Here is a 26,163-nt window from a genome sequence, read left to right on the forward strand (position 1 = left end):
CGTCCGCGACCGGCTGCGCGGCCCGGGCCCGCACGACCACGGCCCCGGGCGGCATCGCCGTGGCGGACGGTGCCCGGTTCGGTACGGCCGTCCGACTGCGGCCCGGTACGCGCTCCCGGTCCGGCGTATTCGACGGTGGGGTCCGGGCGGCATTGCCGTGGCGGCTGCGGCCTGGTGCGGACGGTCGGCGCGGCCCGCTGCCCGTGGCTGCGGTCTGTCGCGGGGGAGCGGCGCGGCCTGGTGCGGTCGCGCACGGCTGCGGGCCGGCACGCGCCCCCGACCCGGCCGCGCACGGCTGCGCGCTCTGGGCGGCAGCGCCGTGACGGCCGGGCCCGGTGCGGGCTGCGGCCCGGCGCGCGCCCGGCCCCGCGCACATGGCTGTGGGCCCGGGCGGCAGCGCCCGGGCCCACAGCCATGCGGGGGTGGCTCAGCCGCCCAGCGGGAGGCCCTTCGCCGGGAGCGTCTTCGCGGAGGGGATGCCGCCCTTGGTCAGCGCGTCCGTCGGCAGGCCGCCCTTGGTCGCCGTCCTCGCGGTGTCGCCGACGACGTCCTCGGCGGAGCCCGTCGCGTCCCCCACCGCCTTCCGCGCCACCGGCGCCGCCTGCTTCGCCACCTTGCCGCCGGTCCTGGTCGCGGTCGGCACCGCCTTCTTGACCGCCTTGCCGCCGGCGCCGCCCGCGACCCGGGTGACGTTCTGCGCCGCGCCGTCGACGGTGTGGGTGACGTGCGCCCCGTCCAGGGCGGTCAGACCCCCGACGTTCGGGGTGGCGGGCAGTTCGGGGGCCGCGCTCGCGGAGCCGGCCGCACCGACCCCGGCTGCCGCTCCCGCTGCGACAAGCAGCGCGGCACGGGCGATCCGACGGGTCAGGGGGAGGGACATGATGCTCCTTCGACGGGAGAGGGTCTTGCTCGGACGCCGTGACTACCGCTCGAAGCCCCTCCGAGGTTGCGGAGCGGAACCGTAAAGAGTTGGCAATGCGTCGCATTATCGGCTGCGGACGAATGCGGGTGAAAAGGACGCGGCGGGTGCGGCTGCCGAATCCTTACGGCGCCGTGTTCCCAAGGCTTTTCGCGAATCCGCCGGGCATCGGGCGGAAACGGCCGTGCACCGGGCCGGACAACCGGCCCGGGTGACCCGTGCGGGTGAGGATCCGTACTACTGCCCGGTGACGATCCGGACCGCGTCCGCCGTCCGCCCGGCCGCCCCGGAGCCCTCCGTGCCGGTCGCCCGCCACCGGGGGTCACTGGTCCCGGCCGTCCACTCCCGCCCGGCGAACGAGACGCGCTCGATGTGCAGCGCGGAGGCGTTGGCGACCGCCCAGTGCGCCAGCTGCCAGCCGCGCTGCCGCGCGGTGCCGCCCTTCGCGGGGCTCGCGCCGGCCGCCACGGGCAGCGTGACGGTCCGCGTGCCGCCCCGCGCGCTCGGCGAGGGGGAGGGCGTCGGCGTGGCCCGGCCGCCCACCTCCGCGCCCGCGTCCTGCAGGACGTCCCGCCCGAAGTCCCGTACCAGCGCGGAGCGGACCGCGTCGGGGCCCGCCTGGACGCCGGCCGCGTCCGGGTTGCCCCGGCAGGTGAGCGTCGCGGCGGCGTGCCCGGTGAGGGCGGCGGCGAGCAGCTTCGCGTCCGGCTCGTGCTTGGCGTACGCCTCCGGATAGCCGCTGCGCTGCACGCGCTGCGCGGCGACCGTGAGCGGCAGCCGGGTGTAGCCGGGCACCTTGTCGAGGTGCTCGTAGAAGACGCCCGCCGCGTACGCCGGCTCCATGATCTGCCGCGGCGTGCCCCAGCCCTGCGAGGGCCGCTGCTGGAACAGGCCCAGCGAATCCCGGTCGCCGTGCTCGATGTTGCGCAGCCCCGACTCCTGCAGCGCGGTCGCGAGCGCGATCGTCACGGCCCGTTCGGGCATCCCGCGCCCGGTGCCGACGGCGGCGATCGTCGCCGCGTTCACCGCCTGCTCCGGCGTGAACCGGTAGCGCACGCCGTCGTCCCCGCCCGACACCACCGTGCAGCCCGGGCCGCTCCTGCCCCCGGTGACGTACTGCACCACGAGGTAACCGGCGACGGCGAGCAGGGTCACGAGGGCCGCACCGAAACGGAAGACGCGGCCACGGCGCTTGACGGGGTGGAGGGACGGCTCTGACACGCCGTACAAGGTAGCGGAGGCACGAGAGGGCGGCGAGGTCGGAGCGGACGGTGTGACGAGGCAGACGCGTTAGGGTCGACGGCATGGCCGACACCCCGCTTGACCTCACGTTGGACGCCGCCGAGCTGACCGCGCGGCTGGTCGACTTCCCCTCCGAGAGCGGCACCGAGCAGCCCCTCGCCGACGCGATCGAGGACGCCCTGCGCGCCCTGCCGCACCTGACGGTCGACCGGTACGGCAACAACGTCGTGGCCCGCACGAACCTGGGCCGCGCGCAGCGGGTGATCCTGGCCGGCCACATCGACACGGTCCCGATCGCGGACAACGTCCCCTCCCGGCTGGACGCGGACGGCGTCCTGTGGGGCTGCGGCACGTGCGACATGAAGGCGGGCGTAGCGGTCCAGCTGCGCATCGCGGCCACCGTCCCCGCCCCGAACCGCGACCTGACCTTCGTCTTCTACGACAACGAGGAGGTCGCCGCCGAGCTGAACGGCCTCAAGCACGTGGCGGAGGCCCACCCGGACTGGCTGGAGGGCGACTTCGCGGTGCTCCTCGAGCCGTCGGACGGGGAGGTCGAGGGCGGCTGCCAGGGCACGCTCCGGGTGCTGCTGAAGACGAAGGGCGAGCGGGCCCACTCGGCGCGCGGCTGGATGGGCTCCAACGCCATCCACGCGGCGGCGCCCGTCCTGGCCCGCCTCGCCTCCTACACGCCGCGCCACCCGGTGATCGACGGCCTGGAGTACCGGGAGGGCCTGAACGCGGTCGGCATCTCGGGCGGGGTCGCGGGCAACGTCATCCCCGACGAGTGCGTCGTCACGGTCAACTTCCGCTACGCGCCCGACCGCACCGAGGAGGAGGCCGTCGCGCACGTCCGCGAGGTGTTCGCGGACTGCGGGGTGGAGGAGTTCGTGATCGACGACCACAGCGGCGGCGCGCTGCCCGGCCTGTCCCACCCCGCCGCCGCGGCCTTCATCGAGGCGGTGGGCGGCGTCCCGCGGCCCAAGTACGGCTGGACGGACGTCTCGCGCTTCTCCTCCCTCGGCATCCCGGCCGTCAACTACGGTCCGGGCAATCCGCACTTGGCACACAAGCGGGACGAACGGGTCGAAACGGCGAAAATCCTCGCGGGTGAGGAGCGCCTGCGGGCCTGGCTGACGGCACCGGCGTAGGGCCCCGTGCGGGGTGGTGCCGCGCGGCGGACACGTCCAAGTCCCCCGGCCGTAACGGGTGTGGATCTACGCTGAGGCGGAAACACCTTTCCCCACCTCTCGACTTCGCTCGGGACGGGGAGGCATCGACCGCGGAGGGAGCGCACATGGCAACAGGCAACCCGAGGGGGAAGACGCCACCGCCGCAGGAACAGCGCCTGGGACCGGTCCTGCGCAGGCGCGGACAGGTGACGGCGAGCACGACCGACCAGCGGCTGCTGGACGAGCGCGCCCCCGCGGACTGGGTCCACACCGATCCCTGGCGGGTGCTGCGCATCCAGTCGGAATTCGTCGAGGGCTTCGGCACGCTGGCCGAACTCCCGCCCGCCATCAGCGTGTTCGGCTCGGCCCGGACACCGGTGGACTCGCCGGAGTACGAGGCGGGAGTGCGCCTCGGCCGCGGTCTGGCGGAGGCGGGCTGGGCGGTGATCACGGGCGGCGGCCCCGGCGCCATGGAGGCCGCGAACAGGGGCGCCTGCGAGGCCGGCGGCGCCTCGGTCGGCCTCGGCATCGAGCTCCCCTTCGAGCAGGGCCTCAACCCTTACGTCGACATCGGCCTGAACTTCCGGTACTTCTTCGTCCGCAAGATGATGTTCGTGAAGTACGCGCAGGGGTTCGTGGTCCTGCCCGGCGGACTCGGCACCCTGGACGAGTTCTTCGAGGCGCTGACCCTGGTGCAGACCCAGAAGGTCACCCGCTTCCCGATCGTCCTGTTCGGCACCGACTACTGGGGCGGCCTGGTGGACTGGCTGCGCAACACGATGGCGGCCCAGGGCAAGATGTCCCCGGACGACCTGATGCTGTTCCACGTCACTGACGATGTGGACGAGGCAGTGGCCCTGGTCTCCAAGGAAGCGGGCCGCTGACCCCCACCGGCCCCTCCCCTCCGGTCACCGACCCTGAACCCCCTGCCCCTCGCCCCGACACCGGCCCTCGGCCCGCGACCCTGGCCCCCGTTTCCCCCGCGACCCGGCCTTCGGGTGTCGGCCCCGGCTTTCGGGTGTCGGCGGGCCACCGCCGTGGCGTGAGGGTCGGCTCCCGCGCCACGGACGGGTCCCTCGTCCCTCCGGGCCCTGGCCTCCGGGTGTCGGCCCCCGTGTCCGGAGCCTCGGGCTGCCCCGGCGTCCGGGCCTCGGCCCGGCTTTACGGCGGCTCGCGGCCCGGCGTCAGCCTGCACCCCGGCCTCTGACCCCGCGGACGCGGTCCCTCGGCCCTTGGGGACGTCTGCCCCGGGCCCTGCCGGCCGCCGTATCCCGGCGGCCACCGCCGGGGGAGGCGCGGGGGCCTCAGCCCCGGGTTCCCGGGCGTCGGCCCGGTGCCGGGCCCGGCACCGAACCCGCCCTACGCCAGACCCCGGCGAGCCACCGTCGGGGGGCGGTGGCCGGCGATCGCGGCGACCATGTCGAGTACCTGGCGGGTCTCCGCCACCTCGTGGACGCGGTAGACCTGGGCACCGAGCCACGCCGAGACCGCGGTCGTCGCCAGGGTCCCCAGGAGCCGCTCCTTCACCGGGCGGTCCAGCGTCTCGCCCACGAAATCCTTGTTGGACAGCGACACCAGCACCGGCCACCCGGTGGCCACCATCTCGTCCAGCCGCCGCGTCGCCTCCAGGCTGTGCCGCGTGTTCTTGCCGAAGTCGTGCCCGGGGTCGATCAGCACCGACTCCCGCGGCACCCCCAGCGCCACCGCCCGCTCCGCCAGCCCCAGCGTCACCCGCAGGATGTCGGCCATGACGTCGTCGTACGCCACCCGGTGCGGACGCGTCCGCGGCCGGGCGCCGCCCGCGTGCGTGCACACCAGCCCCGCCCCGTGGCGCGCCGCGACCTCCGCCAGCCGGGGATCGACCCCGCCCCACGCGTCGTTGAGCAGGTCCGCGCCCGCCTCGCACACGGCCTCGCCGACCTCGTGCCGCCAGGTGTCGACGCTGATGACGACGTCGGGGAAACGGCGCCTGACCTCCGCCACGAACCCGACCGTCCGCCGCGCCTCCTCCTCGGCGGTCACCTCCTCGCCGGGCCCGGCCTTCACCCCGCCGATGTCGATGATGGCCGCGCCCTCGGTCACGGCCTGCTCCACGCGCGCGAGGGCCGGCTCGTCCCGGAAGGTCGCCCCCTGGTCGTAGAAGGAATCCGGGGTCCGGTTCACGATCGCCATGATCACCGGCTCGTGCGCCTCGAACGTGCGCCTGCCCAGCCTGAGCATCCCCTGTGACCTCTCCTAGTACGTCCTGGGTGTCCCGGCCGTTCGGCCGCCTGCGACCCTAACCGCCAGCGTCGCATGGCACGATCGGACCCTGACACATCGAGGCTGTACGAACATCGAGCTTGGGGACCCCGGCGATGGTTATGTTCCTGTTCCTGGTCGTCGCTCTGGCCGTCGTGGTGGCGGCGGTGACACTGGCCGTGGTGGGCGGCGGCGGAGGAGAAGGTCCGCTCCCGGAGGCCGTCCCGGAGCGGCTGCACGACCCCCTGCCGCCGGACCGCCCGCTCAGCCGCGCCGACGTCGACGACCTCCGCTTCCCCCTCGCCGCCCGCGGCTACCGCATGACGGACGTCGACGACGCCCTGAACCGCCTGGCCGCCGAGCTCGCCGAGCGCGACGCCCGCATCACCGACCTGGAGACCGCGCTGGCGGGCGCGCGGGCCGCCGCCCACACCGCCCACGACGCCCCCACCCCCCTCGACAAGCCCGCGCACGGCCCGGAGGACCAGCAGTGAACGACACGGCCGCACTCGTCGGCCCCGACGGCGCCCCGCGCTGCCCCTGGGCCCTGTCCACCCCCGACTACGTGACGTACCACGACGAGGAGTGGGGCCGCCCGGTCCACGGCGACGACGCCCTCTTCGAGCGGCTCAGCCTGGAGGCGTTCCAGTCCGGCCTGTCCTGGATCACCATCCTGCGCCGCCGCCCCGGCTTCCGCGCCGCCTTCGCCGGCTTCGAGATCACGGCGGTCGCGGCCTTCACGGACGAGGACCGCGAGCGCCTCCTCGCCGACCCGGGCATCATCCGCAACCGCGCCAAGATCGACGCCACCTGCGCCAACGCGCGCGTGCTCGCCGACTGGTCGCCGGGCGAGCTGGACGCCCTGATCTGGTCCCACGCCCCGGCCCCCGGGCCGGCGCCGAAGACGCTGTCCGACGTCCCCGCGGTCACCCCGGAGTCGACGGCCCTGTCCAAGGCCCTGAAGAAGCGGGGCCTGCGCTTCGTCGGCCCGACGACCGCCTACGCGCTGATGCAGGCCTGCGGTCTGGTCGACGACCACCTGGAAGGATGCGTCGCGCGCGATGCGTCCCGCGACGCGCTCAGCGTCCCAGGTACTTCGGCTTCTCCTTGTTGACGAACGCCTCCACCGCGATCATGTGGTCCGCCGACCGTCCCGCGCGGGTCTGCAGCTCGTCCTCCTTCTCCAGCGTCTCCGCGAACGAGTGGGAGAACCCGTACGCCACCGCCTCCTTGATCGCCGCGTACGCCACCGTCGGCCCCTCGGCCAGCGCCCGCGCCACCTTCTCGGCCTCCGCGCGCAGCTCGCCGGCCGGCACCAGGCGGTTGGCGATCCCCAGTTCGTACGCCTCCTGCGCCTTGACGCTGCGCGGGAAGAGCAGCAGGTCGGCGGCGCGAGCGGGCCCGACGACGCGCGGCAGCGTCCAGGAGATCCCGGAGTCGGCGGTCAGCGCCACCCCGGCGAACGAGGTGTTGAAGGCGGCCGTGTCGGCCACCACCCGGAAGTCCGCGGCGAGCGCGAAACCGAAGCCGGCCCCGGCCGCGACCCCGTTCACCCCCGCCACCACCGGCTTCGGCATCTCCGTCAGCGCCCGCACGATGGGGTTGTAGTGCTCGCGCACCGTGCTCATGGTGTGCGAGGTGCCGGTCTCCCGGTCCTGCGCCAGCAGCCCGATGTGCTCCTTGAGGTCCTGCCCCACGCAGAACGCCCGGTCCCCGGCGGCGGTCAGCAGCACCGCCCGCACGGCGTCGTCCTCCGCCGCGGCCCGGACCGCGTCCCGCAGGGCGACCTTGGTCGCGATGTTCAGCGCGTTCATCGCCTCGGGGCGGTTCAGCGTGATCGTCGCGAGCCCGTCGCCCACCTCGTAGAGCACGGTGTCGGCCATGTGTGTCCCCTCCGCATGTCGCGGTCGCGGCGTACCGGCCGGTACGCCCTGTCCGAAGGACAGCATGACGGAGATCACCGTCCGCGCACCGCAGCGGACGTGTGACCTGCGTCAAAGAATCCGGCCCGGTTTCGGGGAGGCGAGAGTCCGCACGGCGGCGAAGTATCGCAGCCACATCGCCGAATTGAGTGGTTTTGCTCGCGCGCGTTGCCCAAGCGATGCCTACCGATGTTGGTCATCGGGTCCTGAGATGCGGGATAATGGCTGGGAAGCAATGTGTTCGATGCCGGTGTTGCGTGTCCCGCCAGGACCGCGCGTGCCCTCCGGGGCCGTCGGCTTTGACGATGAGCTGGTTTCAGGAAGGGGAACGAGCATGGCGGCCATGAAGCCGCGAACGGGTGATGGCCCGCTCGAGGTGACCAAGGAGGGGCGGGGCATCGTCATGCGCGTTCCGCTCGAAGGCGGCGGTCGGCTCGTCGTCGAGCTGACCCCTGACGAGGCCGACGCGCTGGGCGACGCCCTCAAGAAGGTCGTCGGCTGACGCGGAAGCGACCATACCCCTTCGGCGGCCCCGGCACCCAAGCGGTGCCGGGGCCGCTGTTTCGGCACCGCTGCCTTCCGGTGCTGTCCGGGGCCCCGCCCGCCTCGCCCTCGTCCGTCCTCAACGCCGACGCCGACGCCGACGTCGAGGACGGCGCCGACACCGGCGGTGCGGCTAGCGCTTGACCGCGCACAGCAGCCCGTCGCCCACCGGCAGCAGCGACGGCAACAGCTCAGGGCTCTCCCGCACCCCGCGCAGCAGTTCCCGCAGCCGCAGCACCTCCGTGGGCTGCGGTCCCGAGTCCACCGTGCGGCCGGCTGCGAAGACGCCCTCGAAAACCACCAGGCCGCCCGTACGCAGCAGGCGCAACGATTCAGCGAGGTAGTCCATGACCTCCTGCCGGTCGCCGTCGCAGAAGACGAGGTCGTAGCCGGCGTCCGCGAGCCGGGGCAGCACGTCCAGCGCGCGCCCCGGGATGAAGCGGGCGCGGTTGCTGGCGAATCCGGACGCGCGAAAGGCCTGGCGGGCGAACTGCTGGTGCTCCGGCTCGGGGTCCACGGTCGTCAGGACCCCGTCGGGGCGCATGCCGTGCAGCAGATGGATCCCGGAGACGCCGGTGCCGGTGCCGATCTCCGCCACCGCCTTCGCGTCCACCGAGGCGGCCAGCAACCGCAGCGCGGCGCCCGTGCCGGGCGACACCGAGCGCAGCCCCGCCTCGCGGGCCCGGTCCCGGGCCCAGCGCAGCGCTTCGTCCTCGGCGACATAGGCGTCGGCGAACGCCCAGCTCGTCTGCCGGTTGCCGGTAATGACCCTCTCCTGTCCCATGGTTGCCTGGGCGTGACTGTATCCGTTGGCGCCGGGAACCCGCAGATGGGACCAGGCGTTTAGAGGGGTGGAGACGACAGCGGGGGGACACAGTTGGATCACGACGCCGGGCGGACACCGGAGCAACTGCGGGCGCAGCGGCCCGAGCGGTGCCAGCCCACATCAAATTCTCGTAAAACCGCTTATCCGGAGCTAACGGGCGAGGTGGCTATGGTAGGGGCTCCACTGGACACCACCAGAGCCGACAGGGGAGGTGCGGCCGTACCTGTGGATCGGGGAGGAGTGCTGTGGCGCTTTCTCGGATCGGCGGGCAGGCCGAAATCCGTGAACGACACCGCTGCTGACCACAGCCACGCCGCTGAGAACGACCGGACCGCGACCTTCTCCACCGACGCGGACGGGCAGGCGTGGACTCCGCCCACCTGGGAGGAGATCGTCAGCACCCACAGCGGACGCGTCTACCGGCTGGCCTACCGCCTCACGGGCAACCAGCACGACGCCGAGGACCTCACCCAGGAGGTCTTCGTCCGCGTCTTCCGCTCCCTGTCGACGTACACGCCGGGGACCTTCGAGGGCTGGCTGCACCGCATCACCACCAACCTGTTCCTCGACATGGTCCGCCGCAAGCAGCGCATCCGCTTCGACGCCCTCGGCGAGGACGCGGCCGAGCGCCTGCCCAGCCGCGAGCCCAACCCGCAGCAGGTCTTCAACGACGCGCACTTCGACGCGGACGTCCAGCAGGCCCTCGACACGCTCGCGCCCGAGTTCCGCGCCGCGGTCGTCCTGTGCGACATCGAGGGGCTGTCGTACGAGGAGATCGCCGCCACCCTCGGCGTCAAGCTCGGCACGGTCCGCTCGCGCATCCACCGCGGCCGCTCGCAGCTGCGCAAGGCCCTCGCCCACCGCTCCCCGCAGGCCCGGGCGGCCGAGCGCCGCTCCTTCATGGCCCGTGTCCCCGCGCTGGGGGGAGGGGGCGCGACCGCGTGAGTGGATCAAGCCCCGCCGAGAGGCGCCTGTCCGAGCAGCATCTGGGAGACCGACTCTCCGCCCTGGTGGACGGAGAGCTCGGTCACGAGTCGCGCGAGCGTGTCCTCGCCCACCTGGCCACCTGCGCCAGGTGCAAGGCGGAGGCCGACGCCCAGCGGCAGTTGAAGAACGTCTTCGCGGAGGCGGCCCCGCCGTCCCCCTCCGAGAGCTTCCTGGCCCGTCTCCAGGGACTCCCGGCGGGAGGTGACGACACGGACGGCGGCTCGCCCTTCGGCGGGGGAGGACTCCCCGCAGCGGCCTCCGGACGGTTCGGCGGCGGAGTGTTCGGGCTGAGACGAGGCGAGCGCTTCGAGTTCGGCTACGTCCCCGCCCGCGCGCACACCGCCGCACCCGACGCCGACCACGGCTTCCCCGTCCACGACGTCGGCCACCGCGAGCCGGAGCGTCCGTCCTCCCGCGGACTGCGGATCGCGTTCGCCGCCGCCGGTGCGGTGTCGCTCGCCGCGATCGCGCTGGGCGGTGTCACGGGCGGCTCACCGGCCGACACCGCGGACGCCCGCGGCGGCAACGGCACCGGCAGCAACGTCACGCCGATGCGGTCGCCGGGCACCGGGAACGCGACGGCTCCCGAGAGCCAGCGGCGCCGCGGCACCGGCCCGGTGTTCGCCCAGGGCCAGCGCATGCTCGGCGACACCACGACGGCCCCCACGCAGGTCTCCGCGCCGCTGCTGCCGGGCATACCGAGCCCCGCGGGCTCCGGGCAGACGCAGCAGGCCACACCCCCGCTGACCGGGCCCGTGATGGCCGGTGCGGCCGTCATGTCACCGTTGATACGGCCGCTCACCAGCGTCGCCCCGCCGTTCACCCTGACCTCCTGGTCCACCGCGCCCGAGGTCAGGTCCCCCGGCATGCTCGCCGCGCCCGCCCCCGACCCGTCCTCCGCATCCCCCTCCCCGTCGCGCACCGCACGCTGACCGCTGACCGGCCGCCCGGGAACCTGGTTGAATCCGGGGTGAGCCATGCCCGTGGCCAGGACGTGACCTGGCCCGGGCGCGGAGTCGGACAACCGGGGCCGGCGGTGACGAGCCGTGCCGCGGCCAGCTGTGGGGAGAACATGAACGAGGGGAAGCCCACGAAGGCGAAGTGGTGGAGCCGCCCGCGACCGCAGGGCCCGTCGCACCCGGCGGACCCGTCGGACCCGTCGGAATCGTGGAACCCGCCGGTCCGGGCGGAGGGCACGGACCCGGCGCCGGCCGCGTCGGCGACGCCCGCACCCGACGGTGGCTCCGCCGACGGCGACTTCGAGCTGGCCAGGCCGGCCGCGGCGGCCCCCGTCGAGTCGGCAGTCCCGTCGGCCGACCGCGCCGGGACCGGCGTCCCCGTCGACCGCCCCGGCACCGACGGCGACTTCGAACTGGCCAGGCCGGCCGCGGCGGCCCCCGTCGAGCCGGCAGACCCGTCGGCCGACCGCGCCGGGACCGGCGTCCCCGTCGACCGCCCCGGCACCGACGGTGACTCCGAGCTGGAGCGCCCGGCCGCCGCCGTACCGGCGTCGGACCCCGGCCCGGTCGCCCCAGCGACCGCATCCGATCCGGTCGCCCCCGCGGCCGCACCCTCGGCCGAACGCCCCAGGCCCCTGCACGATCCCGACCCCTACAGCACCCCGCCCTACGGCGAACCCGGCCCCTGGGCGCCCGCTCCACCGGTCCAGCACCCCGCGGCCACCCCCACGCACGGAACCCCCGCACCGGCGCCCGGCACGGCGGCCACGCCCCCGCAGACGCCCCTGCCGGTGCCCGGCGCGACCGTCCCCCCGCCACCCACGCCCGTACAGCCGACTCCCGTACAGCCCGTACAGCCCGCGCTCGTACAGCCCACGCAGCCTGTACAGCCCGCGCAGCACGTACAGCCCGCGCCCGTACAGCCCATGCAGCCCGTACAGCCCGCGCCCGTACAGCCCGCGCAGCCCGCGACGCCCGGTGCGCCCGTAGCCGCGGCCCCCGGCCCGGCTGTCCCCGCGCCCGGCGTGCCCGCCCCCGCGGCGCCCCTCCCGGTCGGTGCCGCCCCGATCCCGCAGCCGGTGGCGAGCGCCGGTGGCGACGTTCCGCCCGCCGCTCCCTGGCGGAACTACGACCCTTGGGCCGCCGCCCCGCTTCAGCACACCGGCGCCCCCCGGCCCCGGCGGGCCAGGAAGGGGCTGGTGGCCGGGGCCGTGCTGCTCGCGCTCGTGTCGGGCGGCGTGGGCGGCGCCCTCGGCTCGTATCTCGAGCGTCACGGCGGCGTGGGCGACGTGGAGCTGCCGCAGGCCGGCAAGGAGCCCACCGGGCGCGCCCCGGACAGCGTGGCCGGGATCGCCGCACGGGCCCTGCCCAGCGTGGTGACCCTGCACGTGACCGGCCAGGAGGAGTCCGGCACCGGTACGGGCTTCGTGCTCGACGCGCAGGGCCACATCCTCACCAACAACCACGTCGTCGAGCCGGCCGGCTCCGGCGGCCGGATATCCGTGACCTTCAGCAGCGGCGACACCGCCAAGGCCACCGTCGTCGGCCGGGACAGCGGCTACGACCTCGCCGTCGTGCAGGTGGAAGGCGTGAGCGGCCTCAAGCCGATGCCCCTCGGCAACTCCGACAACGTCCAGGTCGGCGACCCCGTCGTCGCCATCGGCGCGCCCTTCGACCTGGAAGGCACGGTCACCTCCGGCATCATCAGCGCCAAGGAACGGCCCATCACGGCCGGCGGGGAGAGCGGGGACGGCAGCGACGTGTCGTACGTCGACGCGCTGCAGACCGACGCACCCATCAACCCGGGCAACTCCGGCGGGCCCCTGCTCGACTCCCAGGCCCGCGTCATCGGCATCAACTCCGCCATCCGCTCCGCCGACAGCGGCTCGCAACCGGACGGCGGCCAGGCCGGCTCGATCGGGCTCGGGTTCGCCATCCCCGTCAACCAGGCCAAGCGCGTCGCCGAGGAGCTGATCAACACCGGCAGGGCGACCCACCCGGTCATCGGCGTCACCCTCGACATGGACTACACGGGCGACGGCGCGCGCGTCGGCACCAAGGGCAGCGGCGGCCAGCCCGCCGTCAACGCGGGCGGCCCCGGCGACAAGGCCGGTATCGAGCCGGGCGACGTCATCACCGAGGTCGACGGCCAGCGCGTCCACTCCGGCGAGGAACTGATCGTCAAGATACGGGCCCACCGCCCCGGGGACCGGCTGGAGCTGACGGTGCGGCGGGACGGCATCATCAAGAAGATCCCGCTCGTGCTCGGGTCCTCGGACGGGAATTGACAGCGACCCCACGGACGAGGGCCCCGCGCCTGCTCCCCGGCCACACGACCCCGAAAAACCGCCATGTGGACAACTCGCTGCCCACGGGACGGTACCGGTCGTACCGAATCGCCGGGTACCGTGGACCCGGCCCGGACCACGGAAGACCCGCACAGAGACCACCGAGGGCCGAGGACCGAGGAGATGGCGAGGAGCTTCAGGTGTTCAATGACATAGGGCCGCTCGAGCTGGTCACGCTCGTTGTCCTCGCCGTGCTCGTCTTCGGTCCGGACAAGCTCCCCAAGGTCATCCAGGACGTCATGCGGACCATCCGCAAGATCCGTGAGTTCTCGGAGAGCGCCAAGCACGACATCCGGCAGGAGCTGGGACCGGAGTTCAAGGACTTCGAGTTCGAGGACCTCAACCCCAAGACGTTCATCCGCAAGCACCTGGACAACGACGACCTGGGGCTGAAGGAGATCCGCAACGGCTTCGACCTGAAGAAGGAGATGGCCGAGGTCACGGACGCCGTCCACAGCCGCGACAGCGACCCCTCGCCGGCCGCCGGACGCGTCGACATGGTCAAGAAGCCCGAAGCCGACGACCGCCCGCCCTTCGACGCCGACGCCACCTGACCCCTGGCTCGCGTCGCCGCTGGTCACACCCGCCGCACGTGACGCGTTTCATACCTCGCGCGGGCGCCCGGACGGCTTGATCACGACTTCTCGGCGGCTCACGCGCCGGGCGCTTTCCCGGTTGCTCCCAGCGGGGTGGATATGCTGCCGAGTTGTTGCGCGGGCCGGATACGAAAGAGCAACGCCGCCCGAAGGGGGGCGGGCCGCTCCGGTCCGACGAGAGCGAGGAGGCGTCCGGGCACATGGAGACGACGAGTCGGGCAGTCGCGCAGGCGCCGGCCGCGGAGGGCGGACAACAGGTCCCCTCCGCCCGGCGTACGGTCGACGGCTACCTGCAGGCGCCCTTCCCGTGGTACGGCCTCGACGAGGCGTTCACGGGGCCGCGCTGGCTGATGCAGGTCGGTACGGCGGCCGACGGGGCCGTCGAGCACGGTTCGATCGGGCACGGCGACGAGCCCTCCGTGAAGAACGAGTACGCGGCCGGGGCGTCCGACGAGCCCAAGGAGCGGTTCGCGGTCGTGGTGACCGTCGCGGCGAACCCGTCCCGGCGCAGCGCCGACGGCACGGGGCTGCTGGAGGCCACCTCGGTGTCCTCGGCGGCGTGGCTGGCCGGGGTCGGGCTGCTGTCCTTCACCTGGCCCGGTCAGATGGACCACAGCCTGCGCGACGACTGGCTGGAGCAGCAGACGGAGACGGCGTGGGCGCTGGCCGACGACCTGGCCGACCCCGAGTGGTCGATGCTCTCCCTGCCCGTCGACGGGGTTCCCACGCCGTTCCACTACCGCGAGTCGGAGTTCGGCTGGGTGCTCGCCGGGTCCACGCAGGAAGGCGTGCACCTGGGCGCGTACGGCAGGGGCATGAGCGCCTACGGACTGGGCTTCGCCATGATCAAGGACATCGCCGCCTACGCCTAGCCGGGACGGCGCGAGAGCCCGAGCCCGGCCGGGACGGCGCGAGAGCCCACGCCCGGCCGGGGACGGCGAAAAGGGGCGCCACCGCACCGGACGGCGCCCCCGAAGCCGCGGCGGTCGTGAGACCGGCCCCGAAGCCACGGCGGTCGTGAGACCGGCCCCGAGGCCGTGGCGGTACCGGAACCGGGCCCGCGCTGTCGCGGCGGTCCCGGCACCGGCCGCGCTCTCAGAACTTGTTCTTCGGCGTGAGCCCGAGCGACAGCCCGGCCAGGCCCCGCTGCCGTCCGCCCAGCTTCCCGGCGATGCCCCGCAGGGCCGCGCCCGCCGGGGAGTCCGGGTCGGTCAGCACGACCGGCTTGCCCTCGTCGCCGCCCTCGCGCAGGCGGACGTCGATGGGGATGCTGCCGAGGACCGGGACGTTCGCGCCCGTCGTGCGGGTGAGGCCGTCGGCGACCGCCTGACCGCCGCCCGTGCCGAAGACGTCGACCATCTCGCCGCAGTGCGGGCAGGGCAGGCCGGACATGTTCTCCACCACGCCGACGATCTTCTGGTGGGTCTGCACGGCGATGGCGCCGGCCCGCTCGGCCACCTCGGCGGCGGCCTGCTGCGGGGTGGTGACGACCAGGATCTCGGCGTTGGGCACCAGCTGGGCCACGGAGATCGCGATGTCGCCGGTGCCCGGCGGGAGGTCGAGCAGCAGTACGTCCAGGTCGCCCCAGTACACGTCCGCCAGGAACTGCTGGAGCGCGCGGTGGAGCATCGGCCCGCGCCACACGACCGGGGCGTTGCCCGGGGTGAACATGCCGATGGAGATGACCTTCACGCCGTTCGCGGACGGCGGCATGATCATGTTCTCGACCTGGGTCGGCCGGCCGTCGGCGCCCAGCATGCGCGGCACGCTGTGGCCGTAGATGTCGGCGTCGACGACACCGACCTTCAGGCCGTCCGCCGCCATCGCCGCCGCCAGGTTCACCGTGACCGACGACTTGCCGACGCCGCCCTTGCCGGACGCCACCGCGTACACCCGGGTGAGCGAGCCGGGCTTGGCGAAGGGGACCTCGCGCTCGGCCTGGCCGCCGCGCAGCGCGCTCGCCAGTTCCCTGCGCTGCTCGTCGCTCATCACGTCGAGCGAGACGTCGACGCGCGTGACGCCCTCGACGCGGGAGACCGCCTCCGTCACGCGCTGCGTGATCGTCTCGCGCATGGGGCAGCCGGAGACCGTCAGGTACACGGTGACCGCGACCGCTCCGTCCGCGCCGATCTCCACCGATTTGACCATCCCGAGCTCGGTGATGGGGCGGTTGATCTCGGGGTCGTTCACCGTCGCCAGTGCTTCGCGCACCGCGTCTTCGCTAGCCATAAGGACGATGGTACGGCGCCGCGCGGGGGCCCCGGCACGCCCGTCACCGGTCGTCTACGTCACGTCCGTGCGACCGTTCTGCCGGGAATACGGCGGGTTCGTGGTGGCCGTCCCGCCTGCCGTCCAGTTCCTTGACCAGGTCCTGCAGTTCGGAACGGATCCAGTCACGGGTGGCGACCTCGCCCAGGCCCATGCGCAGGGCGGCGATCTCGCGGGTCAGGTACTCGGTGTCCGCGATCGACCGCTCGTTCTGCTTGCGGTCCTGTTCGAGGTTGACCCGGTCGCGGTCGTCCTGCCGGTTCTGCGCCAGCAGGATCAGCGGGGCGGCGTAGGAGGCCTGCAGGGACAGCATCAGGGTCAGGAAGATGAACGGGTACTCGTCGAAGCGCAGCTCGCGCGGCGCGGTCACGTTCCACAGCACCCACAGCACGATGACGAACGTCATCCAGACGATGAACCGGCCGGTGCCCAGGAAGCGCGCGATGCGCTCCGAGAGGCGGCCGAAGGCCTCCGGGTCCCATTCGGGCAGGAACCGGCGGCGCCGCGGCCGCGGCTGGTCCAGACGGGGGCGGGCGCGGCCGGCCGCCGTCGCTCCCGCCACGGTGCGCTCGCGGGTGCCGTCGCGCTCAGGAGTCACCGGCCACCCCCTGCGCGCCCTCGTCCCCGCTGAGGTGGAACTCGGTCTCCCGCCAGTCCTCCGGCAGCATGTGGTCCAGGACGTCGTCGACGGTCACCGCGCCCAGCAGCGACCCGGCCTCGTCCACCACGGGCGCCGCGACCATGTCGTACGTCGCGAAGAACCCGGCGACCACCGGCAGCGCCGCCTCGGGGACGAGGGGCTGCAGGTCCGCGTCGACGATGGAGCTGACCAGGGTGTAGGGCGGCTCGCGGAGCATGCGCTGGAAGTGGACGGTGCCGAGGTACTTGCCGGTCGGGGTGTCGTCGGGCGGGCGGCAGACGTAGACCTGGGCGGCGAGCGCGGGGGACAGGTCGGGGTTGCGGACCCGGGCGAGCGCGTCGGCGACCGTCGCGTCGGGGCGCAGCACGATCGGCTCGGTCGTCATCAGACCCCCCGCGGTGTGCTCCTCGTACGACATCAGGCGCCGCATGTCGGCCGCGTCGCCGGGCTGCATCAGGCTCAGCAGCCGTTCCTTGTCCTCCTCCGGCAGTTCGGAGAGCAGGTCGGCCGCGTCGTCCGGGTCCATGGCCTCCAGCACGTCGGCGGCGCGCTCCTCCTTCAGCTTGCCGAGGATCTCGATCTGGTCGTCCTCCGGCAGTTCTTCGAGCACGTCGGCCAGGCGGTCGTCGTCGAGGGCGGCGGCGACCTCGGCGCGGCGCTTGGCGGAGAGGTGGTGCAGCACGTTGGCGAGGTCGGCGGGGCGCAGCTGCTCGAAGGTGGCGAGGAGGTTCTCGGCGCCCTGCCCGTGCTCCTCCAGGGAGAAGCCGGTGACCGCGGACCACTCCACGGTCAGCGTCTCGCCCTTGCCGCGCCGGAAGGCGCCGCCCGTCCTGCCCCGGCGCACGAAGACGCGGTCGATCTCCCAGTCCCGGCGGGCCGGCAGCTGCCGTACCGACAGGTCGAGGACGGTGACCTGCTCGCCGGTCTCGGTCAGCGTCACGCGCCGGTCGAGGAGGTCGCCGAAGACCAGGCGTTCGGTGGGGCGCTGCTCGAAGCGGCGGACGTTGAGCACGCCGGTGGTGATGACCTGGCCGGACTCGATGCCGGTCACCCGCGTCATGGGCAGGAAGATCCGCCGCCGGGTGGGCAGTTCGACGACCATCCCGAGCAGCCGCGGGGGCCGCCGCCCGACGCGCAGCATCACGACCAGGTCCCGTACCCGGCCCACCAGGTCGCCGTTCGGGTCGAACGCGGCGACGTCGGCGAGGTGCGAGACGAAGATCCGGGGGGCACCCCCTGCCATGGCCGCGCCTCCTTCTCCCGTGGGTGTTTCGTACGGTGTCTCTTTTCCGAATTGCCCGCTCGAGTGGGCTTCAGGCTAGCCCGTCCCGATCGGAGCCGTCCTGGCAGGGGGGCCGGTCGGACCGGCTCCGCCGCCCGGTCACCGCCCCGGTACGCTGCCGTACGCCGCTCAGGACCCGTCAGAAAGGCAGCCCCACCTGTGACTGCGACTCCCCAGGGCCGTACCCGCCGGATCGTGCTGGTGAGCGGGGTGTGCGCGCTGGTCGTGACAGGGGCGGGACTCCTCGCGGGATGCTCCGAGGACCCGGACGCGGGCACCAACGGGGTCGGCAGACTGCCGGCCGACCAGATCCAGTCCCGGACCAGGAAGGCCGCCGAGTCCGCCGACGCGGTGCGCCTCTCCGGCACCGTGGTCACCAGCGGGCGCACCTACCGCATCGACATGCGTCTGAAGTCCGACGGCGCCACCGGGGCGGTCACCTCCAAGGGTGCCTCGTTCAAGCTGCTGCGGGTTGGCGAGCACCTGTACCTCAAGGCCGACGCGGACTTCTGGAGCCACCAGGACGGCGACGGGGAGGTGGCCGCGGCCGACAAGCTGGAGGGCAAGTACGTGAAGGTGCCCGAGGGCGACCCCTCGTACAAGAAGTTCAGCGGCTTCACGGACAAGGACGTCCTCCTCGACGGTCTGCTCACGCTGCACGGCACGCTCGCCAAGGACGGCCACCACGAGCAGGCGGGCGTCCGCACGATCCGGATCACCGGGGACGACGGCTCCGGCGGCACCCTGGACGTCTCCCTCCAGGGCACGGCCTACCCGCTCCGGCTGGTCCGGGCGGGCGGCGCCGGGACGCTGACCTTCTCCGCCTGGGGCACTGACTTCGACCTGACCGAGCCGGACAAGGGCGAGACCGTGGACTACGGCAGGCAGCTCCCGTCGTCCTGACGGCGCTGACGGCCGTCAGCGCGGTGACGGCCGTTGCCCTGACGGCCGGTCGGCTGTGACGGTCGTTGCCCTGACGGCCGGTCGTCCTGACGGATGCCGAGCGCCGGACGTGGGACGCGGGACGTCCTGGCGGATGCCGGACGCGCGTCGGCCGGCCGGCCGACGCTACTTCCGCTTGCGCCGCTTCGTCAGCAGCCGCGGCAGCGCCGCGGGGGCCGGCTGCCGTGTCGTGGCCGGCGACGGCAACGGGGCCCCGGCGAGACTCCCGTCGGGCAGCGGCCGCGTCCCGCCCGCCGGTTCCAGCCGCAGCACCCGGCACTCCCGCGCCCAGCGCTCCGGCACGGCCTCCCCGTCGGGGGCGTTGAGCCGCTTGCCCTTCAGCTCGGCCACCGCGGCCGTCCACGCCTCGGACCCGGACGCGAGCTCCACGACGTTCGCCGTCCAGGTCAGCAGCCGGCCGCCCTTGTCCTTGCTGCGCACGGTGACCTCGGCGGTGCCCCGGTCGGCCAGTCCCGGCAGCGGCTGTTCGCCCGGACCGTCGCCGACCACGCACGCCGCGCCCTCGTGCCACACGTGCCACAGCGCGCGGGCCGGGACACCGGGCCCCTGGACCCAGATGAGGCCGGACTTCTTGGTGGCCTCCTCGACGAGGGCCTGCTCGAGCAGCTCGCTTGTCATGGGCCCAGCCTATCCAGGCGCCTCACAGCCAGCCGTTGCGCTTGAGGGTGCGGTGGATCCCCAGGCAGATCACCCCGGTGATCATCATGATCACCGGGTAGCCGTAGCGCCAGTGCAGCTCGGGCATGTGCTCGAAGTTCATGCCGTACACCCCGCACACCATCGTCGGCACGGCGATGATCGCGGCCCACGAGGTGATCTTCCGCATGTCCTCGTTCTGCGCGACCGACGCCTGCGCGAGGTTGGCCTGGAGGATGGAGTTGAGCAGTTCGTCGAAGCCGAGGACCTGTTCCTGCACGCGCGCGAGGTGGTCGGCGACGTCCCGGAAGTACTTCTGGATGTCGGGGTCGATCAGCCGCATCGGCCGCTCGCTGAGCAGCTGCATGGGCCGCAGCAGCGGCGAGACGGCCCGCTTGAACTCCAGCACCTCGCGCTTGAGCTGGTAGATCCGCGCCGAGTCCACACCGCGCGAGACCCCGCCCCGCCGTCCCGGCGAGAACACCTCGGTCTCGACCTCGTCGATGTCGTCCTGCACGGCGTCGGCGACCGCGATGTAGCCGTCGACGACATGGTCGGCGATCGCGTGCAGCACCGCCGAGGGCCCCTTGGCGAGCAGCTCGGGGTCGTCCTGGAGCCGGTGGCGCAGTGCCCGGAGCGAGCCCTGGCCGCCGTGCCGGACGGTGATGAAGAAGTCCCGGCCGGTGAAGCACATGACCTCGCCGGTCTCCACGACCTCGCTGGTGGCGGTGAGCTGGTCGTGGTCGAGGTAGTGGATGGTCTTGAACACCGTGAACAGGGAGTCGTCGTAGCGCTCCAGCTTGGGCCGCTGGTGGGCCTGGACCGCGTCCTCCACGGCCAGCGGGTGCAGCCCGAACTCGCGGGCGATACCGGCGAATTCCGCCTCGGTCGGCTCGTGCAGGCCGATCCACACGAAGCCGCCGTCGCGGCGCACCAGCCGCATCGCCTCGTGCGGGGTGAGCGGCTGCGGCGTCTGGACGCGGGCACCGTCGCGGTAGACGGCGCAGTCGACGACGGCCGAGGGCGTCGCGGGGTCGCGGGTGGTGTCGTACGGGCCGCTGTCCATGCGCACGGGCCCCTTGCGCAGTGAGGGGCGGGACGGGCGGACCACGGCACGCAGGTCGCGGATCATCGACATGGCAGGCTCCTTCGCACGAGCAGCGAGAGGCCGCGACGACGGGTGGAACTGCCCGGAATGGGGACGTCCTGAACGCGTCTCCCCAAGCTGGGAAGGGGAAGGATGTTTGGCACGTCCACAAAGCGGGGAGCACCGCACCGTCGCGGTGGCGCGCTTCGCTGCTGATTCAGCTACTGATGCAGATCAGACAGATCAGGCAAGACGAAACGAAGTGCTCTTCCGTGATGAAGACGCGAATGCGAGAGGCGGCAGCCGGCGGGAGGCGCAGCAGCTACATCAACGACAGGAAGAGCGGGTGGTACTGCACGGTCGACTTCGGTCCATCGCAGCCCCACCTCCTCCGGCCGGTCCCCCGTGAGGGAATCCCATCGGCGTCGGGACCCGATAGCCACGCTTCGGCGTGCTGCCCCGAACCACCGGGCCAGACTAGCAGCCGCCCCAAGTGTCAAGGCGCCGCTTTGCCCTGCCCTGACGAGATCTATGCTCGCCGCATGGTTGATGTTCTTCCTCTGGTCGAGGCCCGGTTGCGCACCGCGCTGGGCGATCCGGACGCGCGCGCCGCGGTCACCTTCCTCGGCACGGACCGCATCGAGGTGCTCCGGTTCCACGAGGGGGACGTCGTCCGCTACGCCACCCTCGGCATGTCCGCGCGGCCGATGACGGACCCCACGGCCGTGGTCGCCGACCCCGTCAGGGGGCCGCGCGCCGAGTTGGTCCTCTCCGTCCGCGCCGGTGCCGCCGACACCGACAAGGTGCTGCGCCCGCTCGCCGTGCTCGCCGCGTCCCCGCAGGTGGAGGGCGTGGTCGTGGCGCCGGGGGCCTCCCTCGACGTCGGTGAACCGCTGTGGCCCGGCGCGCCGTTCACCTCGGTCCTGGTGGCCGAGCCCGGCGGTCTGGTCGAGGACCTGGAACTCGACGAACCCCTGGACCCCGTGCGGTTCCTGCCCCTGCTGCCCATGACGCCGAACGAGGCCGCCTGGAAGCGGGTGCACGGCGCCCAGGCCCTCCAGGAGCGCTGGCTGGCGAACGGGACGGACCTGAGGGATCCGTCCCGGAGGTCCGTCCCGCTGGAGTGAGCCGGAGCGGGCCGGAGCGGGCCGGAGTGAGCAAGCTCACCGCCGCGTTCCGCGCGCCGGTCAGTCGGCGAAGACGGCGACGCCGTCCTCCGTGGCGTGCCGCGCCCCGAGTTCTTCCGCCTCGGCGGTGAGCGCGCGGCGCCGTACGAGGACCACCAGCGCGCCCAGCACCGCCGAGGCCGCCGCGACCACGAACGGGACGTGGAGGTCGGTCCACTCCTCGATCTTCGGCGCGAGGCAGGGCGCGGCCGCGGCCGCGAACCACCGCACGAAGTTGTAGCCGGCGCTCGCCACCGGGCGCGGAGCGTCCGACACGCCGAGCGCCAGTTCGGTGTAGACCGTGTTGTTCACGCCGATGAAGGCGCCGGACAGCACCGTGCAGACGACGGCCGTGGTGTGGTCGCCGTATCCGAGCGCGAGCACGTCGGCCGCCAGCAGCGCCAGCGAACCGCCGAGCACCCTCAGTGAGCCGAACCGCTCCTGCAGGCGCGGCGCCACGATCACCGAGAAGACGGCGAGCAGCACACCCCAGGCGAAGAACACCGCCCCCGACCGGTAGGGGGTCATGTGCAGCACGAACGGGGTGAAGGCCAGCACGGTGAAGAACGTGTAGTTGTGGAAGAACGCCGAGACCGCGGCGGAGGCGAGCCCGCCGTGGCCGAGCGCCTCGAGCGGGTCCAGCAGCGAGGTCTTGCGGGCCGGCTTCGGCTGTTCCCCCAGGAACGCCGTGATGCACAGGAAGCCGACCGCCATCAGGAAGGCCGTGCCGAAGAACGGGTAGCGCCAGCTCGCGTCGCCGAGCAGCGCGCCCAGCAGCGGGCCGCACGCCATGCCGAGGCCGAGCGCCGACTCGTAGAGAAGGATCGCCGCGGCGCTGCCCCCGGCCGCCGCGCCGACGATGACCGCGAGGGCGGTGGAGACGAACAGGGCGTTGCCCAGGCCCCAGCCCGCGCGGAAGCCGACCAGCTCGGCGACCGAGTCCGAGGTGCCCGCCAGGCCGGCGAAGACCACCACGAACGCGAGGCCGAGCAGCAGCGTCCGGCGGCCGCCGATGCGGCTGGAGACGAAACCGGTGAGCAGCATCGCCACGGCGGTGATGAGGAAGTACGAGGTGAACAGGAGGGATACCTGGCTGGGCGTGGCGTCCAGGCCCGCGGCGATGGACGGCAGGATCGGGTCGACGAGCCCGATGCCCATGAACGCCACGACGGACGCCCCGGCGGTCGCCCACACGGCCTTCGGCTGCCGCAGGATGCCGCCCGCTCCCGCGTCGAACGGGTCCATGCTTCCCCCACTCCGGGTCGAATCAGTTGGCATTTGCACACAGTAGGTTAGCGAGTCTAATTAGTGCAAGATGCATCTAATTTTGTCCGGAACGGGATCCGTCCGGACGGGTGATCGTCCTTGACGTGGCGGGGCGGGGGTAGGACCGTGGGGCTCTATGAGGGGCGAACCCAGTTGCCCGAAGTGTGGTGGCCGGGTCAGGGCTCCCGGCCTCTTCGCCGATTCCTGGCAGTGCGAGGTGCACGGGCCGGTGCATCCGGTGCAGCCCGTGGTCCCGCCCAGCGTCGATGCCCTGACCGTCGTGGTGCAGCGCACGCAGGTGCCGGTGTGGATGCCCTGGCCGCTGCCGGTCGGCTGGCTGTTCACCGGGGTGGCGTGCGCGGGCGACGACCGCAGCGGCGGCCGTGCCACCGCGGTGGCCTGCTCGGGCCCCGGCCCGCTCGGCGGAATGGGGGAGCTGATCCTCGTCGCCGAGGAGCTCGGCGTCGGCCTCGGCGCGCGGTACGCGGGCATCGACGCCCCGGATCCGGGGCCGTACCTGGACGTCGAGAAGCCGGCCGAGACCAAGGTCCTGGCCGGTGGTCGTCCCACCCCGCTCTGGCACGTCGCCGACACCCCCGACGACCGCGCGGTCTTCGCGGGCGAGGCGCTCGGGATGTGGCTGTGGGCGGTCCTGTGGCCGGAGCAGTCCGGGCTGCTGCTGTACGACGAACTGGTGCTGACGGACCTGCGCGAGGCGGGCGCCGAGCTGGAACTGGTGCCGTGCGGGGCACTCTCGCCGCGCCTGCTGGAGCCGTAGCGGCCGAAGCGTCGCCGGGCCGGTGCGGGGGCGTCTGGCTGGGCGAGGTCTGTGGTCCGGTCCGGCTGGTCCGGGCGGATCGGCTCGGGCTGATCGGCCCGGAGTGATCGGCTCGGGCTGAACGGCTTGGACTGATCGGTCCGGAGTGATCGGCTCGGGCTGATCGGTTCGGGTCGGGGCTGTGCTGTGCTGGGCGTTGCCTGTAGGGGGCGCTCGGCGGTTGCGGGTGTGACGGGGCGGTCCGGAAATGCGGTTACCCTTGAGCGTCACCTTCCGTACCGTCACCGCCTGGAGTCCGCGTCGTGCGCATCGACCTGCACACCCACTCCACCGCCTCCGACGGCACGGACACCCCGGCCCAGCTGGTGCGCAACGCCGCCGCGGCCGGTCTGGACGTCGTCGCGCTGACCGACCACGACACCACCCGCGGACACGCCGAGGCGATCGCCGCGCTGCCCGAGGGGCTCACCCTCGTCACCGGCGCCGAGCTGTCCTGCCGCATCGACGGCGTCTCCATGCACATGCTGGCCTACCTCTTCGACCCCGAGGAGCCCGCGCTGCTGGCCGAGCGCGAGCTGGTGCGCGACGACCGGGTGCCGCGGGCCAAGGGCATGGTCGCCAAGCTGAACGAGCTGGGCGTGCCGGTCACCTGGGAGCAGGTCGAGCGCATCGCCGGCGACGGCTCCGTCGGACGGCCGCACGTCGCCTCCGCGCTCGTCGAACTCGGTGTCGTACCGACCGTCGGCGACGCCTTCACCCGGGACTGGCTGGCCGACGGCGGCCGGGCCTACGTCCCGAAGCACGAGACCGACCCCTTCCGGGCGATCCGGCTGGTCAAGGCCGCGGGCGGGGTCACCGTCTTCGCGCACCCGGGCGCCGACAAGCGGGGCCGCACGGTGCCCGAGCCGGCGATCGCCGAGATGGCCGCCGCCGGGCTCGACGGCATCGAGGTCGACCACATGGACCACGACCAGGACACCCGGGCGCGGCTGCGCGGCCTAGCCAAGGAACTGGGGCTGCTGACGACCGGGTCCAGCGACTACCACGGCAGCCGCAAGACGTGCGTGCTCGGGGAGTACCTGACGGACCCCGAGGTGTACGGGGAGATCACGCGGCGGGCGACGGGCGCCTTCCCGGTGCCGGGGACGGGCGGGGCCTGAAGGCCGAAGGCCGCCGCACGCTCACGCCGACGGCCTGTCGCACGTCACCCCCATTCACCGCTTCTCCCTCACCTGCAAGGCCCCCATGTTCGACACTGCCGTCTTCGGCTCCCTCTTCCTCACCCTTTTCGTCATCATGGATCCCCCCGGGATCACCCCGATCTTCCTCGCGCTGACCGCCGGACGCCCCGGCAAGGTGCAGAAGCGGATGGCCTTCCAGGCCGTCTGCGTGGCGGGCGGTGTGATCGTCGTCTTCGGGCTCCTCGGCCACCAGATCCTCGACTACCTGCACGTGTCCGTCCCCGCGCTGATGATCGCGGGCGGGCTGCTGCTCCTGCTGATCGCGCTCGACCTGCTCACCGGCAAGACGGACGAGCCGAAGCAGACCAAGGACGTCAACGTGGCGCTCGTGCCACTGGGCATGCCGCTGCTGGCGGGCCCCGGCGCCATCGTCTCCGTCATCCTCGCCGTGCAGAAGGCTGGCAGTGTGGCCTCGCAGGTGTCGGTGTGGTCGGCGATCCTCGCCATCCACGTCGTGCTGTGGCTGGTCATGCGCTACTCGCTGCTGATCATCCGGGTCATCAAGGACGGCGGCGTGGTCCTGGTGACGCGGCTCGCGGGCATGATGCTCTCCGCGATCGCCGTGCAGCAGATCATCAACGGCGTCACCCAGGTGGTCGGAGCCGCCTGATCCCCTCGGCGCCGCCCGATCCCCTCGGCCGATCCCCCGGGGCGACGGGCCCACCGCAACGACAGAGCCCCCGCACGGCACGGTGCCGTCCGGGGGCAATGAAGCTCTCGCGGTGATCCGCGGCTGTTATGAGGCCGTGGTCTCGGCCGGGCGGATCCACAGGCGCTGTCCGATCGCGGCGGCCTGCTGAACGATCCGGTTGACGGAGGCGGCGTCCACGACGGTGCTGTCCACGGGGGTACCGTCGACCTCGTCGAGTCGCATGATTTCGAAGCGCATGGCTTCTCCCTTCGTCTGGTCATCCTCCTGAAGGAGAACTACTGGGTGGGTGGCGCACGAGGCGTCGGTGCCCCCTGTTCCACACGTATTCAACGGGCTGCGTGTTACAAACATTCCCTTGGCTAAAGAAATTTTTCGAACGGCTAATTACTGACCGGTAAGAGTCAGTTGTCGCTCGTTCGGAAGACTGACCGG

27 protein-coding genes are annotated in these 26,163 nt (G+C 72.9%); 15 read left to right on the forward strand and 12 right to left on the reverse strand.

The window, feature by feature from the left end:
- Positions 1 to 427: 427 nt before the first annotated feature.
- Together VKA29_RS21515 and VKA29_RS21520 are read right to left on the reverse strand one after the other, a co-directional pair.
- Complete coding sequence (locus VKA29_RS21515; protein WP_324787517.1) at positions 428 to 880, reverse strand: ATP-binding protein; 453 nt, start codon at positions 878 to 880, stop codon at positions 428 to 430.
- A gap of 276 nt (positions 881 to 1,156) precedes the next feature.
- A complete protein-coding gene (locus VKA29_RS21520) occupies positions 1,157 to 2,140 on the reverse strand; it encodes a heavy metal transporter (RefSeq protein WP_324787518.1) in 984 nt (327 codons plus the stop codon).
- 83 nt (positions 2,141 to 2,223) lie between these two features.
- On the opposite strand from VKA29_RS21520, the gene dapE reads away from it, so the two are divergent.
- Together dapE and VKA29_RS21530 are read left to right on the forward strand one after the other, a co-directional pair.
- Complete coding sequence (dapE, locus tag VKA29_RS21525; RefSeq protein WP_324787519.1) at positions 2,224 to 3,309, forward strand: succinyl-diaminopimelate desuccinylase; 1,086 nt, start codon at positions 2,224 to 2,226, stop codon at positions 3,307 to 3,309.
- 146 nt (positions 3,310 to 3,455) lie between these two features.
- Positions 3,456 to 4,214, forward strand: a complete 759-nt coding sequence (locus tag VKA29_RS21530; RefSeq protein ID WP_324787520.1) for a TIGR00730 family Rossman fold protein — start codon at positions 3,456 to 3,458, stop codon at positions 4,212 to 4,214.
- Positions 4,215 to 4,689: 475 nt separating this feature from the next.
- Here the strand turns inward: VKA29_RS21530 and folP are convergent, their stop codons facing one another.
- Entirely contained in the window at positions 4,690 to 5,550 is an 861-nt protein-coding gene (gene folP, locus VKA29_RS21535; protein ID WP_324787521.1) for a dihydropteroate synthase, read from the reverse strand.
- A gap of 143 nt (positions 5,551 to 5,693) precedes the next feature.
- Here folP and VKA29_RS21540 point away from each other — a divergent pair, with 143 nt between their 5' ends.
- A complete protein-coding gene (locus tag VKA29_RS21540) occupies positions 5,694 to 6,065 on the forward strand; it encodes a DivIVA domain-containing protein (RefSeq protein ID WP_324787563.1) in 372 nt (123 codons plus the stop codon).
- Positions 6,062 to 6,685, forward strand: coding sequence for a DNA-3-methyladenine glycosylase I (locus VKA29_RS21545; protein WP_324787522.1), 624 nt, complete (start codon positions 6,062 to 6,064; stop codon positions 6,683 to 6,685). Before VKA29_RS21540 ends, VKA29_RS21545 begins: the two co-directional genes overlap by 4 nt.
- Here the strand turns inward: VKA29_RS21545 and VKA29_RS21550 are convergent.
- Entirely contained in the window at positions 6,651 to 7,454 is an 804-nt protein-coding gene (locus VKA29_RS21550; RefSeq protein WP_324787523.1) for an enoyl-CoA hydratase/isomerase family protein, read from the reverse strand. The genes VKA29_RS21545 and VKA29_RS21550 overlap by 35 nt on opposite strands.
- Before the next feature lie 373 nt (positions 7,455 to 7,827).
- Here VKA29_RS21550 and VKA29_RS21555 point away from each other — a divergent pair, with 373 nt between their 5' ends.
- Positions 7,828 to 7,995: a DUF3117 domain-containing protein gene (locus VKA29_RS21555; RefSeq protein WP_003966491.1), complete on the forward strand. Its 168-nt coding sequence runs from the start codon at positions 7,828 to 7,830 to the stop codon at positions 7,993 to 7,995.
- 174 nt (positions 7,996 to 8,169) lie between these two features.
- Here VKA29_RS21555 and VKA29_RS21560 read toward each other — a convergent pair whose 3' ends face one another.
- A complete protein-coding gene (locus VKA29_RS21560) occupies positions 8,170 to 8,820 on the reverse strand; it encodes an O-methyltransferase (RefSeq protein ID WP_324787524.1) in 651 nt (216 codons plus the stop codon).
- 282 nt (positions 8,821 to 9,102) lie between these two features.
- On the opposite strand from VKA29_RS21560, the gene sigE reads away from it, so the two are divergent.
- From sigE to VKA29_RS21585, 5 genes are all read left to right on the forward strand, one after another.
- On the forward strand, positions 9,103 to 9,807 hold the full coding sequence (gene sigE, locus VKA29_RS21565; protein WP_324787564.1) for an RNA polymerase sigma factor SigE: 705 nt from the start codon (positions 9,103 to 9,105) through the stop codon (positions 9,805 to 9,807).
- Complete coding sequence (locus VKA29_RS21570) at positions 9,804 to 10,781, forward strand: anti-sigma factor family protein (protein WP_324787525.1); 978 nt, start codon at positions 9,804 to 9,806, stop codon at positions 10,779 to 10,781. Before sigE ends, VKA29_RS21570 begins: the two co-directional genes overlap by 4 nt.
- A gap of 548 nt (positions 10,782 to 11,329) precedes the next feature.
- The gene (locus VKA29_RS21575) at positions 11,330 to 13,096 is read left to right on the forward strand and encodes a trypsin-like peptidase domain-containing protein (protein WP_420718537.1); all 1,767 of its coding nucleotides are present in this window, start codon (positions 11,330 to 11,332) and stop codon (positions 13,094 to 13,096) included.
- 200 nt (positions 13,097 to 13,296) lie between these two features.
- Positions 13,297 to 13,710: a sec-independent translocase gene (locus VKA29_RS21580; protein WP_324787527.1), complete on the forward strand. Its 414-nt coding sequence runs from the start codon at positions 13,297 to 13,299 to the stop codon at positions 13,708 to 13,710.
- Positions 13,711 to 13,952: 242 nt separating this feature from the next.
- Positions 13,953 to 14,624 (forward strand): hypothetical protein, encoded by a 672-nt coding sequence (locus VKA29_RS21585; RefSeq protein WP_324787528.1) that lies wholly within the window; start codon positions 13,953 to 13,955, stop codon positions 14,622 to 14,624.
- Between the two features lie 223 nt (positions 14,625 to 14,847).
- Here VKA29_RS21585 and VKA29_RS21590 read toward each other — a convergent pair whose 3' ends face one another.
- Genes VKA29_RS21590 through VKA29_RS21600 form a run of 3 tightly spaced genes read right to left on the reverse strand, consistent with a single transcriptional unit; the run spans position 14,848 to position 17,903 of the window.
- Positions 14,848 to 15,981 carry an Mrp/NBP35 family ATP-binding protein gene (locus VKA29_RS21590; RefSeq protein WP_324787529.1) on the reverse strand — a complete coding sequence of 378 codons (1,134 nt, stop codon included), beginning with the start codon at positions 15,979 to 15,981 and terminating at the stop codon, positions 14,848 to 14,850.
- 43 nt (positions 15,982 to 16,024) lie between these two features.
- The gene (locus tag VKA29_RS21595; RefSeq protein ID WP_324787530.1) at positions 16,025 to 16,618 is read right to left on the reverse strand and encodes a DUF1003 domain-containing protein; all 594 of its coding nucleotides are present in this window, start codon (positions 16,616 to 16,618) and stop codon (positions 16,025 to 16,027) included.
- A complete protein-coding gene (locus tag VKA29_RS21600; RefSeq protein WP_324787531.1) occupies positions 16,608 to 17,903 on the reverse strand; it encodes a magnesium transporter MgtE N-terminal domain-containing protein in 1,296 nt (431 codons plus the stop codon). The genes VKA29_RS21595 and VKA29_RS21600 overlap by 11 nt, the downstream gene beginning before the upstream one ends.
- A gap of 198 nt (positions 17,904 to 18,101) precedes the next feature.
- Here VKA29_RS21600 and VKA29_RS21605 point away from each other — a divergent pair, with 198 nt between their 5' ends.
- Positions 18,102 to 18,845, forward strand: a complete 744-nt coding sequence (locus VKA29_RS21605; RefSeq protein ID WP_324787532.1) for a hypothetical protein — start codon at positions 18,102 to 18,104, stop codon at positions 18,843 to 18,845.
- Between the two features lie 165 nt (positions 18,846 to 19,010).
- Here the strand turns inward: VKA29_RS21605 and VKA29_RS21610 are convergent, their stop codons facing one another.
- Together VKA29_RS21610 and VKA29_RS21615 are read right to left on the reverse strand one after the other, a co-directional pair.
- Entirely contained in the window at positions 19,011 to 19,523 is a 513-nt protein-coding gene (locus VKA29_RS21610; protein WP_324787533.1) for a hypothetical protein, read from the reverse strand.
- A 22-nt stretch (positions 19,524 to 19,545) separates the two neighbouring features.
- Positions 19,546 to 20,679, reverse strand: a complete 1,134-nt coding sequence (locus VKA29_RS21615) for a magnesium and cobalt transport protein CorA (protein ID WP_324787534.1) — start codon at positions 20,677 to 20,679, stop codon at positions 19,546 to 19,548.
- A gap of 491 nt (positions 20,680 to 21,170) precedes the next feature.
- Here VKA29_RS21615 and VKA29_RS21620 point away from each other — a divergent pair, with 491 nt between their 5' ends.
- On the forward strand, positions 21,171 to 21,755 hold the full coding sequence (locus VKA29_RS21620; RefSeq protein ID WP_324787535.1) for a suppressor of fused domain protein: 585 nt from the start codon (positions 21,171 to 21,173) through the stop codon (positions 21,753 to 21,755).
- A 60-nt stretch (positions 21,756 to 21,815) separates the two neighbouring features.
- Here the strand turns inward: VKA29_RS21620 and VKA29_RS21625 are convergent, their stop codons facing one another.
- Positions 21,816 to 23,039: an MFS transporter gene (locus VKA29_RS21625; RefSeq protein WP_324787536.1), complete on the reverse strand. Its 1,224-nt coding sequence runs from the start codon at positions 23,037 to 23,039 to the stop codon at positions 21,816 to 21,818.
- A gap of 157 nt (positions 23,040 to 23,196) precedes the next feature.
- Between VKA29_RS21625 and VKA29_RS21630 the strand changes: the two genes are divergently transcribed.
- The 3 genes from VKA29_RS21630 (at position 23,197) to VKA29_RS21640 (ending at position 25,689) form a co-directional block, all read left to right on the forward strand.
- Positions 23,197 to 23,838, forward strand: coding sequence for a DUF6758 family protein (locus VKA29_RS21630; RefSeq protein ID WP_324787537.1), 642 nt, complete (start codon positions 23,197 to 23,199; stop codon positions 23,836 to 23,838).
- A gap of 302 nt (positions 23,839 to 24,140) precedes the next feature.
- The gene (locus VKA29_RS21635) at positions 24,141 to 24,998 is read left to right on the forward strand and encodes a PHP domain-containing protein (RefSeq protein WP_324787538.1); all 858 of its coding nucleotides are present in this window, start codon (positions 24,141 to 24,143) and stop codon (positions 24,996 to 24,998) included.
- 85 nt (positions 24,999 to 25,083) lie between these two features.
- Entirely contained in the window at positions 25,084 to 25,689 is a 606-nt protein-coding gene (locus VKA29_RS21640) for a MarC family protein (RefSeq protein WP_324787539.1), read from the forward strand.
- 126 nt (positions 25,690 to 25,815) lie between these two features.
- On the opposite strand, the gene VKA29_RS21645 is transcribed toward VKA29_RS21640, so the two are convergent.
- The gene (locus tag VKA29_RS21645) at positions 25,816 to 25,968 is read right to left on the reverse strand and encodes a hypothetical protein (protein ID WP_093906763.1); all 153 of its coding nucleotides are present in this window, start codon (positions 25,966 to 25,968) and stop codon (positions 25,816 to 25,818) included.
- Between the last annotated feature and the right edge of the window lie 195 nt (positions 25,969 to 26,163).

It is taken from the genome of Streptomyces sp. H51 (genome assembly GCF_035656535.1).
In the GTDB taxonomy this organism is placed as follows: Bacteria; Actinomycetota; Actinomycetes; order Streptomycetales; family Streptomycetaceae; genus Streptomyces.

Excerpts from the sequence above, each read along its gene's own strand:
- VKA29_RS21515 (WP_324787517.1), bottom strand. The coding sequence starts at position 880 with ATGTCCCTCCCCCTGACCCGTCGGATCGCCCGTGCCGCGCTGCTTGTC.
- dapE (WP_324787519.1), top strand. The coding sequence starts at position 2,224 with ATGGCCGACACCCCGCTTGACCTCACGTTGGACGCCGCCGAGCTGACC.
- VKA29_RS21530 (WP_324787520.1), top strand. The coding sequence starts at position 3,456 with ATGGCAACAGGCAACCCGAGGGGGAAGACGCCACCGCCGCAGGAACAG.
- folP (WP_324787521.1), bottom strand. The coding sequence starts at position 5,550 with ATGCTCAGGCTGGGCAGGCGCACGTTCGAGGCGCACGAGCCGGTGATC.
- VKA29_RS21540 (WP_324787563.1), top strand. The coding sequence starts at position 5,694 with ATGTTCCTGTTCCTGGTCGTCGCTCTGGCCGTCGTGGTGGCGGCGGTG.
- VKA29_RS21550 (WP_324787523.1), bottom strand. The coding sequence starts at position 7,454 with ATGGCCGACACCGTGCTCTACGAGGTGGGCGACGGGCTCGCGACGATC.
- VKA29_RS21555 (WP_003966491.1), top strand. The coding sequence starts at position 7,828 with ATGGCGGCCATGAAGCCGCGAACGGGTGATGGCCCGCTCGAGGTGACC.
- VKA29_RS21560 (WP_324787524.1), bottom strand. The coding sequence starts at position 8,820 with ATGGGACAGGAGAGGGTCATTACCGGCAACCGGCAGACGAGCTGGGCG.
- VKA29_RS21585 (WP_324787528.1), top strand. The coding sequence starts at position 13,953 with ATGGAGACGACGAGTCGGGCAGTCGCGCAGGCGCCGGCCGCGGAGGGC.
- VKA29_RS21590 (WP_324787529.1), bottom strand. The coding sequence starts at position 15,981 with ATGGCTAGCGAAGACGCGGTGCGCGAAGCACTGGCGACGGTGAACGAC.
- VKA29_RS21600 (WP_324787531.1), bottom strand. The coding sequence starts at position 17,903 with ATGGCAGGGGGTGCCCCCCGGATCTTCGTCTCGCACCTCGCCGACGTC.
- VKA29_RS21610 (WP_324787533.1), bottom strand. The coding sequence starts at position 19,523 with ATGACAAGCGAGCTGCTCGAGCAGGCCCTCGTCGAGGAGGCCACCAAG.
- VKA29_RS21615 (WP_324787534.1), bottom strand. The coding sequence starts at position 20,679 with ATGTCGATGATCCGCGACCTGCGTGCCGTGGTCCGCCCGTCCCGCCCC.
- VKA29_RS21620 (WP_324787535.1), top strand. The coding sequence starts at position 21,171 with ATGGTTGATGTTCTTCCTCTGGTCGAGGCCCGGTTGCGCACCGCGCTG.
- VKA29_RS21625 (WP_324787536.1), bottom strand. The coding sequence starts at position 23,039 with ATGGACCCGTTCGACGCGGGAGCGGGCGGCATCCTGCGGCAGCCGAAG.
- VKA29_RS21630 (WP_324787537.1), top strand. The coding sequence starts at position 23,197 with ATGAGGGGCGAACCCAGTTGCCCGAAGTGTGGTGGCCGGGTCAGGGCT.
- VKA29_RS21640 (WP_324787539.1), top strand. The coding sequence starts at position 25,084 with ATGTTCGACACTGCCGTCTTCGGCTCCCTCTTCCTCACCCTTTTCGTC.
- VKA29_RS21645 (WP_093906763.1), bottom strand. The coding sequence starts at position 25,968 with ATGCGCTTCGAAATCATGCGACTCGACGAGGTCGACGGTACCCCCGTG.